Raw genomic sequence first — 13535 nt, 5'->3', positions numbered from 1 at the left:
ATTTGAATACGGACTTTAGCCATATCACCGATATTGAGGGCATGCGTTTTATTAATGAAGAAGACGCTTTAAACAAATTGATTAATGAAATCCACACGCACCACATTGATTTAAAAGATTCCATCATGCTCGCTTTGAGTTTTAACGCTCTGTATTTAGCTCACGCTTTAGCGCAAAAATTTGGAGCGACTTATGATATACTTTTTTTAGAACCTATCCTAGCTCCCTTAAACCCAAAATGCGAGATCGCTTTAGTGAGTGAAAGCATGGATATAGTGATGAATGAAAGCTTGATCAATTCCTTTGACATCACTTTAGACTATGTTTATGGGGAAGCCAAGCGAGCTTATGAAGAAGACATTTTGTCTCACATTTATCAGTATCGCAAAGGCAATGCGATCAAAAGTTTAAAAGATAAAAATATTTTTATCGTAGATAGGGGGATTGAAACCGGGTTTAGAGCAGGGTTAGGCGTGCAAACTTGCTTGAAAAAAGAATGCCAAGACATTTATATTTTAACCCCCATTCTCGCGCAAAATGTCGCTCAAGGCTTAGAAAGTTTGTGCGATGGGGTGATTAGCGTGTATCGCCCTGAATGTTTTGTCTCTGTGGAACACCATTATAAAGAACTCAAGCGATTAAGCAATGAAGAAATTGAAAAATACTTGGGCGCTAACAACGCGCCCAATTTAAAAAAGGAACATTAAATATGGATTTTATCACCATCAATTCTAGTAACAAAACCGAAGAATTCGCTCTCAAACAAGTGGCCAAACAAGCCACCAGCTCTCTAATGTATCGCTTAGGAAAAACCATCATTTTGGCGAGCGTGTGTATAGAAAGAGAGCCTGTGAGTGAAGATTTTCTGCCTTTAGTGGTGCAGTTTTTAGAAAAATCTTATGCAGCCGGAAAGATCCCAGGCGGTTTTGTTAAAAGAGAAGGCAGGGCGCAAGATTTTGAAATCTTAACCTCTAGGCTTATAGATAGGACTTTACGCCCTTTATTCCCTAAAGACTACCGCTACCCTACCCAGATCACTTTAATGGTTTTAAGCCATGATATTGAAAATGATTTGCAGGTTTCTGCTTTAAACGCCGCTTCAGCCGCTCTCTTTTTAGCCCATATCGCTCCTATTAAAAGCGTGAGCGCTTGCAGGATCGCTAGGATTGATGACGAATTTATCATTAACCCTAACACAAGCCTTTTGAATCAATCCAGTTTGGATTTGTTCGTGTCCGGCACGAAAGAGAGTTTGAACATGATAGAAATGCGCTCTTTGGGGCAAAAATTAAACGCTTTAGAAGAGCCTTTAATGCTAAAAGCTTTAGAATTGGCTCAAAAAAGTTTGAAAGAAACTTGCACGCTTTATGAAGAGATTTTCACGCCTCACCAAAACGAGCTGCTTTTTAAAGAAAGCCAAGGAATAATTTTTAATGAAAGGCTGTTAGATTTATTAAAAAATCAGTATTTTGATGAAATCATTAAAGGCATTGAAAGTTCTGCTTTGAGCGAGCGAGAGAATGTTTTCAATGAAATTGCTAAAAAAATCAGTGAAGCCCACTCAGAATTCAGTTTAGAAGAAATTGAATGGTCTTTAGAGAAGGTGAAAAAAACCGAGATTAGACGCATGATTATTCAAGATAAAATCCGCCCGGATAAGCGCGCGTTAGAAGAAGTGCGGCCCATTTTGATAGAGAGCGATTTGCTCCCTATGGCGCACAGCTCCATTTTATTCACTAGGGGGCAAACTCAAAGCTTAGTGGTAGGGGTTTTAGGCACGGATAATGACGCTCAAACCCATGAGAGTTTGGAGCATAAAACTCCTATCAAAGAGCGCTTCATGTTTCATTATAATTTCCCTCCTTTTTGCGTGGGCGAAGCGAGTTCTATTGGCGCGACTTCAAGGCGTGAATTAGGGCATGGGAATTTGGCTAAAAGGGCCTTAGAAACGAGCATTAAAAATAAAGAGCAGGTGATACGATTGGTTTCTGAGATTTTAGAAAGCAATGGTTCAAGCTCAATGGCGAGCGTGTGCGCAGGGTCTTTAGCCCTTTATGCAAGCGGTGTGGAAATTTATGATTTAGTCGCTGGGGTGGCTATGGGCATGGTGAGCGAAGGGCAAGATCACGCTATTTTGAGCGATATTAGCGGCTTAGAAGACGCAGAAGGCGATATGGATTTTAAGATTGCCGGGAATTTAGAAGGCATTACGGCTATGCAAATGGATACCAAAATGAGCGGTATCCAACTAGAGGTTTTATACCAAGCCTTACTCCAAGCTAAAGAAGCGCGAGAACATATTTTAAAAATCATGCATGAAGCGAAAGAAAAGATTGTGATCAATTTTTCCCATTTGCCTACAACGGAGATTTTTAATGTTGCGCCCGATAAAATTGTAGAAATTATCGGTCAAGGGGGGCGTGTGATTAAAGAGATAGTAGAAAAGTTTGAGGTTAAAATTGATTTGAACAAACCAAGCGGTGAAGTGAAAATCATGGGGAATAAAGAGCGTGTTTTTAAAACTAAGGAATTTATTTTAAACTATTTGCATTCTTTAGATCAAGAATTGGAGCAATACGCTATTGATGAGGTGCTAGAAGCTCAAGTGAAGAGAATCGTGGATTTTGGGGCGTTTTTAAGCTTGCCTAAGGGGGGCGAAGGCTTGTTAAGAAAACAAAACATGGACAGGTGTCAAGTGGTTTTAAAAGAAGGCGATAGCATCAAATGTAGGGTGATTAGTTTCAATAAGGGTAAAATCGCTTTGGATTTGGCTTAATCCATCTCTTAAATTATCCATAGTCCTATGTAAAACCAATCTAATACATAGGACTTGGCTAAAATGTATACACTCTTTTTTATTTCTCTTCGTGGGTGATAACAATATTTTGAAGGTATTGTTTAGGGGCTTCAATTAAATTAAAAAGAGCTTCTCTATCCCTTTTTATATCAAAATAACTTAAAACATTATTTTTAATATATTCTATATTTATATTTTCATTATTCAACCTATTTAATTCGTTTTGCTGATAAGGGTTGTGTTGTGGTTGTGGTTGGTTGTTCCAGCTATCATACCACCAGCCAAGAAACGGATTATTCCAAATATATTTTTGTGTTTGAAAATTGCTATTTTGGATAAAATTTAATTCTCTTTCCAAATCACTTGTTGTTTTGTTAAAACTATCAAAAGCTTCTTCAACTTTGGCTTTTAAAAATTTCATGCTCTCATTATCAATGAGTCCTGCAGCAACATATTCTAAAACCAACGCAAAAATATAATGAGAAAGAGCGTATCTTGCACAAATGTGGTTACCACTTACATCATTAAAGTTCTTTAATATTAGCCCTTGATTTATTTGGGATATAAAATTATAAAAAATTTCATTTAATTCAATGTGTATTCTTTGTAAATTTGTGCATGTTGATTGTCTCCAAATATCACTTTTAGAAATTTGAGAAATATCCTTATAAACTTCTTGGAGAAATTTAGTTTTAGCTTTTAAGGCATTAACTTGTTGGGCAACAAAGATGTTTTGTTGTGTGAGTAGCCTTTGGTTTTCGTCAAAAAGACGATTAGTTTCGGCATATGCTTCATAATAGATTTCTGCTAGTTTATAATTAAGAATAGGGGCAATATGGTTCATAATCCCTGTAGTTAGCTCAATAGCACCTACTATCTCAAAACCTTCATGGCCCCCAAACCCTTTGACACCTTTTAACATAGATGAAACCTTTCCATCTTTATATAACACTAATTTATCTAAAGGAACACTTGTTGTAAAAATAGGCAAAGAGCTAAGGCCATGATTGATGATATGACCTAGCTTATCGTATAGCTCATTTGATTTAATTAAAATCATGCGTTGATAATTGCTATCAAGTGTTTGTTTTCTTGGCAAAGTCGGCAGAACTTCTATTCTGCTACCCAAAACCCTTTCAAGTAGAGTGAGTTCTTTATTGTTATCTTTTGGCATTGTGATCCTTTGTTGTATCTAATTTATTGACCACATCATTATACTACTAATGGATTGTTTTAAGTTTTTAAGGATAACTTATTGCTTAAAGCAAATTTGTTTTTTAAAAACTTCCTTATTTCTAATAATTTAATAAAAATTTATTATTTTAAAAGAGATTTTAAGCTAGTTTGTATTAGAATAGATTCTTGCTTGTATTTTTGAAAGTAGAGGAACGATTCGAAATGAAAATCAAGCCTAATTTTTGAAACGGAGTGCGAAAATGAAATTTTTAGCGTTATTTTTTCTGGCTTTAGCGGGCGTTGCTTTCGCTCATGATGGCGGAATGGGTGGGATGGATATGATTAAATCTTATTCTATCTTAGGAGCGATGATCGGTTTAGGGATTGCCGCTTTTGGTGGGGCGATCGGCATGGGGAATGCGGCCGCAGCGACCATTACAGGCACAGCGAGAAACCCAGGAGTGGGCGGTAAATTGCTCACAACCATGTTCGTGGCCATGGCGATGATTGAAGCGCAAGTGATTTATACTCTAGTGTTTGCTATTATCGCTATTTATAGTAACCCATTCTTAAGTTAAAGGTTTTTTGATGGGCTAAATTATTGCTTAAAAAGCATGATTTAGCTATAATATCTGTTTTAAATTTTTAGCACTGGTGGTGGAATTGGTAGACACGCCATCTTGAGGGGGTGGTGGGAGCAATCTCGTGCGAGTTCGAGTCTCGCCCAGTGCACCATTAAGTTTCTTTAAGGAATAAGTGGGTATAATCTCACTCTTTGCTTTATACACGCCGAAGTGGTGGAATTGGTAGACACGCTAGACTCAAAATCTGGTGGGAGCAATCCCGTGTCGGTTCGAGTCCGACCTTCGGCACCACTACTAGTAATTTTTTTCAATCTGCTTTTTATCTTTTTCGTTTAAAATTTTTTCATTAAAATAGTTTTATCCCAAATAAATGCCAAATCAATGATGGATTAGCGGGTTTTTTTTAAGCCTTTTTTAAAGGGTTGTTTAAGAGAATTTAAAAAAAATTAAAAGAGAGAGCGTTTTACTCTATTAATTTTACTCCATTAAAAGGAGTGTGAGTTTGGGTATAATGACAAGAAAAATTTGCATCAAGTTTTATTGGAATGGATGAGAAAAAATCTGCTTAAGTCATGTTGATTCAAATATATTCCAACCGGAGACTCTATCATGCTGGATTTGTCTTATAGCCTGGAGCGTGTCTTGCAAGAAGACCCGGCAGCTAGGAATAAGTGGGAGGTTCTTTTGCTTTATCCGGGCATTCATGCACTGCTTTGCCACCGCCTAGCGCATGCGTTGCACAAGCGGGGGTTTTATTTTATTGCGCGTGCGCTTTCTCAGTTAGCGCGCTTTATTACCGGGATAGAAATCCACCCGGGCGCTAAGATTGGGAGAGGGCTTTTTATTGATCATGGCATGGGTGTGGTGATTGGCGAGACCACAGAGATTGGAGATGATGTTACTATTTATCATGGCGTAACCCTAGGGGGCACGGGCAAGTTTAAGGGCAAGCGCCACCCTACTTTAGGCAACCGAGTGGTAGTGGGGGCAGGGGCTAAGGTCTTGGGCGCGATTTGCGTGGGCGATGATGTGAAGATTGGGGCTAATGCGGTGGTGCTTTCAGATTTACCCACGGGCTCTACGGCTGTAGGCGCTAAAGCCAAAACCATCACAAAGGATCGTTAATTCTAGACAAGCGGTTGAGCTAATTTGCGCGATGCGGGTTATTTTGAAATAAATTGATTAGAATTTATGAAATTTTATAGAGAGAATTTTAAAGATGAATAAAAGTAAAAAAGAGTTATTTTTGGAACTCGCACAACCTGATAAAAACAGGGTGAGTCGTTGAGTAAGCGTTACAGAATTTGTAGAAAAATACCAAGGATTACAGCTAGGTAATGGGGGGAGTTGGTGTAGGAATAACTCATCTTTGGTTAGAAATTTATATTAGAATTTGATAAAGGGCAAACTCCAGGAAATTCCATTGATAGAATACGCTTGAATGGCTATAATACCGAATGTGTTTTTAATCAAAGTATCCGTCAAGACATTAAAAACCACTATAAACAACAATGTTGCACTATGTGCGGTGCACACGGCAACTCTGAAAACACTCAAATAGAGGTGGATCATAAAGACGGCCACAAGGATGATTCAAGAGTTTCTGATTTAAGCACACAAGCTTTTGATGATTTTCAGGCTTTATGCAAAGCTTGTAATGATTAAGAAACGCCAGATTTGTAAAGAATGCAAAGAGACTGGCTATAGATTTGACGCAACAAAAATTCCTGGCAATCGTTATCCTTTCTATGAAGGGGAGGCTGAATATGACGGCTGTGTGGGTTGTTACCAGTATGACCCCATACAATACAGGAAAACTTGTAATGGTAGGATATACAATGAAGGGCATCAAAAAGGCTATTATGAGGGGTATCAAAATGGATACCATCAAAAAACTACTTTATAGCGGTTGCAATGAACTACATCGGTTCTAAATACAAGCTCATTCCCTTTATTAAGGAAAATATCCATGCGGTTGTGGGCAATGATCTCTCTGGCGCGATTTTTTGTGATCTGTTCGCTGGGACTGGTATTGTGGGGCGCGCGTTTAAAAAAGCCGTTAATAAGGTTATTTCTAATGATTTGGAATATTATAGCTTTGTTTTGAATCAAAATTATATCGGCAACACTCAAGAAATCCCCAATCAAGAAGAGCTTATTAATGGGCTTAATAGCGTTGCTTTAAAAAAAGGTTTTATCCATTCGCATTATTCTTTAGGGGGGAGTTCAAGGCAGTATTTTAGCGAAACAAACGCTCAAAAAATTGATGCGATGCGTCTAAAAATTGAAGAGCTTAAACTTTCTCAAAACATTGATAATCATGCGTATTATTTTTTGCTCGCATCGCTATTAGAGAGTGCAGACAAGGTGGCTAACACCGCTTCAGTTTATGGGGCTTTTTTAAAACGCCTTAAAAAAAGCGCTCAAAAAGAACTCATCTTAAAAGGCGCTCATTTTGATTTGAGCTTAAACGCTAATGAAGTGTACCAGCAGGATTCTAATGATTTGATTGGAAAGATTTCAGGGGATATTTTGTATTTAGACCCTCCTTACAATGCGAGGCAATACGGGGCGAATTACCATTTATTGAACACGATTGCTGCTTATACGCCCTTTGCTCCAAAAGGCAAAACCGGCTTGCCCAGTTATCAGAAATCCTCTTTTTGCTCTCGTTCTCAAATCTTAAACACTTTTGAAAACTTGATCAAAAAAGCACGATTCAAATATATTTTTTTAAGCTATAACAATGAAGGGCTTATGAGCGAGACAGAGATTAAAAATATCTTAAAAAAATACGGCGCTTACTCCTTAACTACCAAAACTTACATGCGTTTTAAAGCGGATAACAAACGCGCCCATAAAGCCGCGCACACCAAAGAGTGTTTGCATATTCTTATCAAATAAGAGTCAAGATAGCCTAACCTTAAATGGCAAAAATAATCGCTTAAATACCGCTTGAATAAGGTAAAATGAAACCAAAATAAGCCTATAAAAAAGGGGAAATCATGGCACTTGAAGTGGTTTTATGGGATTTTGATGGCGTGATCTTTGACAGCATGCATTTAAAATATGAAGGGTTTAAGGCGTTGTTTCAAAAGCATGGCAACAAGAATCAAGAGGATTTGAAGCAATTTGAAGTTTATCATTATCAAAGTGGGGGGATTTCAAGGAATGAAAAAATCCAATATTTTTATAACGAGATTTTAAAAACCCCTATCGCTCAAGAAGAAGTGGATGCATTAGCCCTAGAGTTTGGCGCTATCATAGAACAAAAGCTTTTTGATAGGGAGCATTTGAATAGCGAAGTGATGGCGTTTATTGATAAGCATTATCAAAATTACATTTTCCATATCGCTTCAGCGGCCTTGCATAGCGAATTGCAAGTGTTGTGCGAGTTTTTAGGGATTACTAAGTATTTTAGGAGCGTTGAAGGGAGTCCGCCTAATAAACCCAAGATCATCGCCAATATCATTCAAAAATACGCCTATAGCCCAAGCCGCATGCTAATGATAGGCGATAGCGTCAATGACTATGAAAGCGCTAAGGCTAATGAAGTGGCGTTTTTGGGTTACAACAGCAAGGTTTTGAAAAATTTAGTGGGTCAAAACGGCTATCAAGGGAAGTATTTGGAGAGCTTTAAGGGGTTTGATTTACAAAACTTCAAGCAAGAATAAAGCCAGCTGATTAGCCAAGCTTGTCTTTGTGCTGGCTCATGTCAATGATGACTTCACAGCGTTCGATCGTGCTTAAGCGGTGGGCGATAACGATTAGGGTTTTATTTTTAGCGATTTGATAGATTTCATCCATGATTTTACTCTCGGTTTCATTGTCTAGGGCTGAAGTGGCTTCATCTAAAACCAAAATTTCAGGGTTATCGTATAAGGCTCTTGCAATGCCTATGCGTTGTTTTTGACCGCCGCTAAGCTTAGCACCCCCTTCGCCCACTTGGGTTTTAAGGCCCTCATGCTCGCATAAAAAATCATAAATATGAGCCATTTTACACACTTTAATCAAGCGTTTTTCATCTATGGCGCTCCCAAAAGCGATATTATCCCCCACAGTGCCATCAAAAAGGTAAATATTTTGGGGGATATAGCCTATTTTTTTACGCCATGAGCGCCTGTTTTCGTTGGTTAAAAGGGTGTTATCAATAAAAATTTCCCCACTTTTAGGGTAGGTAAGCCCCATAATAATATCCGCCAGCGTGGATTTTCCGCACCCGCTATGGCCTATGAGAGCGACTTTTTGACCTTTTTGAATGGTGAGGTTAAAATTCTTTAAAACCGGGTGTTTTGACTTATAAGCGAATGAAATGTTTTGAAGAGTGATTTTTTTATTAAAGTCTAAAGGGACTAAATCCTCTTCAACGATGGTTTTAGTAAGGCTTTTAAAAACAATGTTAGTCGCAAGCTGGTTGTAAGCGATTTCATTATATTGATTCAAAACGCCAGTAACAGAAGGGAGCGTGCGATAAAGCGCTAGAGCATACATAGAAATGGTAGGAAGCACCATTTTAGCTTCGCCGTATTTGAATAAAATGTAAGCGACCGCTAAAATCAACAAACTAAAACCCACCGTTTCTAATGAATACCTGGGGACTACTTGCAAAGTGGCGTAAATGATCTCGGTGTCATGGGCTTTACGGCTATTTTCTCCAAAAAGCTTGTGGGCTTCTTCGTGGTTGTCTTTGAGTTTAGTGATTTTGAAATTGCTGAAAAATTTGGAAAAAACTTTAAGCGTTTGTGCCCTAGATTTTGCCGCTATTTCGCCCTTTTTTTGAATAAGAATGGTGATTTTTTTAGTGATGATAAAAATTTGTATAGAGATGATTAGAGTGAATACAAGCGTTAACTTCCAGTTAGTGATTAATAGCGTGGAATAGAAAAAAACGATCACGGTTAATTCAGTGAGTAGATTCAAAAAAGCGTTAAAGCTCATAAACATGCCATCCGCTTTATTATTGATAATATCTCTTAAAGAATCCAAGTTGTGGTTAAGGTGGGAGAGGTAGTTGCTTTTAATGTGCTGTAAAAAAAGTTGTTGCTTGATTTGATAAGCTTTTTTATTGGAAAAACACCCTTTCAAATAAGTGAAAGACACCCCATAAAACATCCTGAACAAATAAATCCCTACTAAGCAAAAACTAAAGAAATACATAAGGCGAACGGGAGATGAAAAATGGAAAAAATCATAGACCATTTTCCAATCTTTATCGTCTAAAGCCCTACTAGGATCGGAAGCGAGAGTGATAAAAGGCATCAGGAGGGTTAGGGACATCACTTCCACAAAAGAAGAAAAAACCGCCATCAGCACAAGCAGGAAAAAAACCATTTTTTCCTTGAAAGTGATGAACATGTAGATTTGCTTTAAAGAGCGTAAAAAGTATTTTAAAGTAGAAATTTTATGTTTTTTTTTCGCCATAATTTAAGTGTCCATAAATTCTTTCATATGTAATGAGCTTTGAGCTGTATTAAGCCAAATTGAGCTAGATTATAGCTAAATTTTAACCATGCTCTGTGCCATACGAATAATTTAGCTTTCTGTCATCATTTCTTGACAAGTCAAGTATAAAACTGCTATAATCCCAAGTCTTTGATTATTTTAGTTGCTGGCTTAGCTCAGTTGGTAGAGCAGCTGCCTTGTAAGCAGCAGGTCGGGGGTTCAAGTCCCTTAGCCAGCTCCAGTTAAAATGTTATTTTGTGAAGTTTTTGGTGAGATACTCAAGTGGCCAACGAGGGCAGACTGTAAATCTGCTGACTATGTCTTCCGTGGTTCGAATCCACGTCTCACCACCATTTTGTTTTTTTAGATGCGGGAATAGCTCAGTTGGCTAGAGCATCAGCCTTCCAAGCTGAGGGTCGCGGGTTCGAGTCCCGTTTCCCGCTCCATTTTAGGATAACATTTTAGTTTTTGAGACGCCTATATAGCTCAGAGGCAGAGCACTTCCTTGGTAAGGAAGAGGTCGGCGGTTCAATTCCGCTTATAGGCTCCAGTTTATAATCTCTTGAATGGCGATAAGACAGAAATGTCTTAAATTTTGTGGTAGCATTTAGGAATACTTAGGATTTTGTTTAGTATAATTCTAAAATCCATTTCAATAAAATTAAGGAGAAATACAAATGGCAAAAGAAAAGTTTAACAGAACTAAGCCGCATGTTAATATTGGAACCATTGGGCATGTAGACCATGGTAAAACGACTTTGAGTGCAGCGATTTCAGCGGTGCTTTCTTTGAAAGGTCTTGCAGAAATGAAAGACTATGATAATATTGATAACGCCCCTGAAGAAAAAGAAAGAGGGATCACTATCGCTACTTCTCACATTGAATATGAGACTGAAAACAGACACTATGCGCATGTGGATTGCCCAGGACACGCTGACTATGTAAAAAACATGATCACCGGTGCGGCACAAATGGACGGAGCGATTTTGGTTGTTTCTGCAGCTGATGGCCCTATGCCTCAAACCAGAGAGCATATCTTATTGTCTCGTCAAGTAGGCGTGCCTCACATTGTTGTTTTCTTAAACAAACAAGACATGGTAGATGACCAAGAATTGTTAGAGCTTGTGGAAATGGAAGTGCGCGAGTTGTTGAGTGCGTATGAATTCCCTGGCGATGACACTCCTATCATAGCGGGTTCAGCTTTGAGAGCTTTAGAAGAAGCAAAGGCTGGTAATGTGGGTGAATGGGGTGAAAAAGTGCTTAAACTTATGGCTGAAGTGGATGCCTATATCCCTACTCCGGAAAGAGACACTGAAAAAACTTTCTTGATGCCGGTTGAAGATGTGTTCTCTATTGCGGGTAGAGGGACTGTGGTTACAGGTAGGATTGAAAGAGGCGTGGTGAAAGTAGGCGATGAAGTGGAAATCGTTGGTATCAGACCTACACAAAAAACGACTGTAACCGGTGTAGAAATGTTTAGGAAAGAGTTGGAAAAAGGTGAAGCCGGCGATAATGTGGGCGTGCTTTTGAGAGGAACTAAAAAAGAAGAAGTAGAACGCGGTATGGTTCTATGCAAACCAGGTTCTATCACTCCGCACAAGAAATTTGAGGGAGAAATTTATGTCCTTTCTAAAGAAGAAGGCGGGAGACACACTCCATTCTTCACCAACTACCGTCCGCAATTCTATGTGCGCACGACTGATGTGACTGGCTCTATCACCCTTCCTGAAGGCGTAGAAATGGTTATGCCTGGCGATAATGTGAAAATCACTGTAGAGTTGATTAGCCCTGTTGCGTTAGAGTTGGGAACTAAATTTGCGATTCGTGAAGGCGGTAGGACCGTTGGTGCTGGTGTTGTGAGTAATATTATTGAATAATATTAGCAAAAAGAGTTACCATAAAGGGTCATTATGAAAGTTAAAATAGGGTTGAAGTGTTCTGATTGTGAAGACATCAATTACAGCACAACCAAGAACGCTAAAACTAACACTGAAAAACTGGAGCTTAAGAAGTTCTGCCCAAGGGAAAACAAACACACTCTTCATAAAGAAATCAAATTGAAGAGCTAGTTCTTTCTTTTGTGTTGTGATTTAAAAGGAGGGGAGGTTAGGTCAGTAGCTCCAATGGTAGAGCGTCGGTCTCCAAAACCGGTTGTTGGGGGTTCGAGTCCCTCCTGGCCTGCCATCTACTAATTTATTCTATCAAATTTTTGTTTCAATTGGATTGTTTTTAATTTTTTAATTTTAGTTTAAGCTATTTTGGATAAAATTGAAAATTCTTTTAATGTATAAATGTATTAAGTTTAAGTGAGGGCGAAAAGAAACTATGGATAAATGGCTCATGCAATATAAATTAGCTAGAGAAGAGCTTTCTAAAGTGATATTTCCTATTAAGGAGCAGATACGCAATGCACTTGTTTCTGTTTTGGTGGTTGTGAGTGCTATCACGCTGTTTTTAGCTTTGTTGGATTTTTCTCTAGGGGCTTTTGTCTCTAGTGTTCTATAGGTTGGTGGCTTTAAATAAGGAGAATAATGATGGATTGGTATGCCATACAAACTTATTCAGGGAGCGAGCAGTCCGTTAAGAAAGCGATTGAGAATCTAGCGAACGACCATAATATAAGAGACAGGATACAAGAGATTATTGTGCCTACTGAAGATATTATAGAGGTTTCTAAAAAAAGCAAGACGAAAGTAACGGAACGAAGCCTTTATCCTGGGTATGTTTTTATTAAGGTGGATTTAGATACGGTTTTGTGGCATAAGATACAATCTTTGCCAAGAGTGAGCCGTTTTATTGGAGAAAATAAAAAGCCAACCCCATTGAGTGAAGCGGATATTGGGCATATTTTAGAAAAAATGAATAACCGAGCAGCCCCCAAGCCAAAAATCTTTTTTGAGCAAGGCGAAGTGGTGCGCGTGGTGGAAGGCCCTTTTGCGAACTTTACCGCTACGGTGGAAGAGTATGATGTGGAGCACCGCAAACTCAAGCTCAATGTTTCTATTTTTGGTAGGAACACTCCAATAGAGATTTTGCATTCGCAAGTGGAAAAAATTATATAACTTTTTAAGGAGAAAACATGGCTAAAAAAGTAGTCGGAGAAATCAAACTTCAAATCCCTGCCGGTAAGGCAAACCCTTCACCTCCCGTAGGGCCAGCGTTGGGCCAAAGAGGGGTTAATATCATGGAATTTTGTAAGGCTTTTAATGAGAGAACTAAAGACATGGGGAGTTTTAATATCCCAGTGATTATCACGGTTTATCAAGACAAAAGTTTTACTTTCATCACTAAAAAGCCTCCGGTAACGGATTTGATCAAAAAAGCTTCTGGGGTTGAAAAAGGTTCTGACAACCCGCTCAAAAATAAGATCGCAAAGCTCACCCACAAGCAAGTGGAAGAGATTGCACAATTGAAAATGGAAGATTTAAACACAAGCACCATGGAAGCGGCCAAAAAAATCGTTATGGGTAGCGCTAGGAGCATGGGCGTAGAAGTTGTGGATTAATTGGGTTTTGTTGGAATTGAAAGAAATTTTT

13 protein-coding genes, 7 tRNA genes and 1 pseudogene are annotated in these 13535 nt (G+C 38.5%); 19 read left to right on the top strand and 2 right to left on the bottom strand.

The genetic code is table 11. The features are described 5' to 3' along the window. Positions 1 to 2 precede the first annotated feature (2 nt). Both IC572_RS06085 and IC572_RS06080 read left to right on the top strand, forming a co-directional pair. Complete coding sequence (locus IC572_RS06085) at positions 3 to 707, top strand: phosphoribosyltransferase (RefSeq protein WP_164500476.1); 705 nt, start codon at positions 3 to 5, stop codon at positions 705 to 707. 2 nt (positions 708 to 709) lie between these two features. Continuing rightward, positions 710 to 2776, top strand: a complete 2067-nt coding sequence (locus IC572_RS06080) for a polyribonucleotide nucleotidyltransferase (protein ID WP_187855407.1) — start codon at positions 710 to 712, stop codon at positions 2774 to 2776. A gap of 79 nt (positions 2777 to 2855) precedes the next feature. On the opposite strand, the gene IC572_RS06075 is transcribed toward IC572_RS06080, so the two are convergent. Beyond that, positions 2856 to 3971: a hypothetical protein gene (locus tag IC572_RS06075; protein WP_120866260.1), complete on the bottom strand. Its 1116-nt coding sequence runs from the start codon at positions 3969 to 3971 to the stop codon at positions 2856 to 2858. Positions 3972 to 4233: 262 nt separating this feature from the next. Between IC572_RS06075 and IC572_RS06070 the strand changes: the two genes are divergently transcribed. The 7 genes and pseudogenes from IC572_RS06070 to IC572_RS06035 all read left to right on the top strand — a co-directional run bounded on the left by IC572_RS06070 (position 4234) and on the right by IC572_RS06035 (position 8231). Next, positions 4234 to 4551 carry a F0F1 ATP synthase subunit C gene (locus IC572_RS06070; protein ID WP_000669961.1) on the top strand — a complete coding sequence of 106 codons (318 nt, stop codon included), beginning with the start codon at positions 4234 to 4236 and terminating at the stop codon, positions 4549 to 4551. A gap of 70 nt (positions 4552 to 4621) precedes the next feature. After that, positions 4622 to 4708: transfer RNA gene (locus IC572_RS06065), tRNA-Leu, on the top strand. A 53-nt stretch (positions 4709 to 4761) separates the two neighbouring features. Further along, positions 4762 to 4848: transfer RNA gene (locus IC572_RS06060), tRNA-Leu, on the top strand. A gap of 318 nt (positions 4849 to 5166) precedes the next feature. Then, complete coding sequence (cysE, locus tag IC572_RS06055) at positions 5167 to 5682, top strand: serine O-acetyltransferase (RefSeq protein ID WP_000886329.1); 516 nt, start codon at positions 5167 to 5169, stop codon at positions 5680 to 5682. A 94-nt stretch (positions 5683 to 5776) separates the two neighbouring features. After that, a pseudogene (locus tag IC572_RS07805) lies at positions 5777 to 6463 on the top strand (HNH endonuclease). 8 nt (positions 6464 to 6471) lie between these two features. Next, complete coding sequence (locus IC572_RS06040; protein WP_187855405.1) at positions 6472 to 7461, top strand: DNA adenine methylase; 990 nt, start codon at positions 6472 to 6474, stop codon at positions 7459 to 7461. Positions 7462 to 7562: 101 nt separating this feature from the next. Beyond that, entirely contained in the window at positions 7563 to 8231 is a 669-nt protein-coding gene (locus IC572_RS06035) for an HAD family hydrolase (protein WP_187855403.1), read from the top strand. Between the two features lie 10 nt (positions 8232 to 8241). On the opposite strand, the gene IC572_RS06030 is transcribed toward IC572_RS06035, so the two are convergent. Next, positions 8242 to 9978: an ABC transporter ATP-binding protein/permease gene (locus IC572_RS06030; RefSeq protein WP_187855401.1), complete on the bottom strand. Its 1737-nt coding sequence runs from the start codon at positions 9976 to 9978 to the stop codon at positions 8242 to 8244. Positions 9979 to 10164: 186 nt separating this feature from the next. On the opposite strand from IC572_RS06030, the gene IC572_RS06025 reads away from it, so the two are divergent. The 10 genes from IC572_RS06025 (at position 10165) to rplK (ending at position 13504) form a co-directional block, all read left to right on the top strand. Then, positions 10165 to 10240: transfer RNA gene (locus tag IC572_RS06025), tRNA-Thr, on the top strand. 27 nt (positions 10241 to 10267) lie between these two features. After that, positions 10268 to 10352, top strand: a tRNA-Tyr gene (locus IC572_RS06020). Positions 10353 to 10368: 16 nt separating this feature from the next. Continuing rightward, positions 10369 to 10445, top strand: a tRNA-Gly gene (locus tag IC572_RS06015). A gap of 29 nt (positions 10446 to 10474) precedes the next feature. After that, positions 10475 to 10549, top strand: a tRNA-Thr gene (locus IC572_RS06010). A 127-nt stretch (positions 10550 to 10676) separates the two neighbouring features. Further along, complete coding sequence (tuf, locus tag IC572_RS06005; protein WP_001040574.1) at positions 10677 to 11876, top strand: elongation factor Tu; 1200 nt, start codon at positions 10677 to 10679, stop codon at positions 11874 to 11876. Positions 11877 to 11909: 33 nt separating this feature from the next. Continuing rightward, the gene (gene rpmG / locus IC572_RS06000) at positions 11910 to 12068 is read left to right on the top strand and encodes a 50S ribosomal protein L33 (RefSeq protein ID WP_000865159.1); all 159 of its coding nucleotides are present in this window, start codon (positions 11910 to 11912) and stop codon (positions 12066 to 12068) included. 39 nt (positions 12069 to 12107) lie between these two features. Next, a tRNA-Trp gene (locus IC572_RS05995) sits at positions 12108 to 12183 on the top strand. A 141-nt stretch (positions 12184 to 12324) separates the two neighbouring features. Next, entirely contained in the window at positions 12325 to 12504 is a 180-nt protein-coding gene (secE, locus tag IC572_RS05990) for a preprotein translocase subunit SecE (RefSeq protein ID WP_000362125.1), read from the top strand. Between the two features lie 29 nt (positions 12505 to 12533). After that, positions 12534 to 13061 carry a transcription termination/antitermination protein NusG gene (nusG, locus tag IC572_RS05985; protein WP_001846772.1) on the top strand — a complete coding sequence of 176 codons (528 nt, stop codon included), beginning with the start codon at positions 12534 to 12536 and terminating at the stop codon, positions 13059 to 13061. A 17-nt stretch (positions 13062 to 13078) separates the two neighbouring features. Then, positions 13079 to 13504 (top strand): 50S ribosomal protein L11, encoded by a 426-nt coding sequence (gene rplK, locus IC572_RS05980; protein ID WP_001085997.1) that lies wholly within the window; start codon positions 13079 to 13081, stop codon positions 13502 to 13504. The last annotated feature ends 31 nt before the right edge of the window (positions 13505 to 13535 follow it).

It is taken from the genome of Helicobacter pylori (assembly GCF_014496485.1).
Taxonomy (GTDB): Bacteria; Campylobacterota; Campylobacteria; order Campylobacterales; family Helicobacteraceae; genus Helicobacter; species Helicobacter pylori_DD.
Note: the sequence above shows the minus strand (reverse complement) of the source record. Positions and strands in the feature narration are given on the sequence as shown.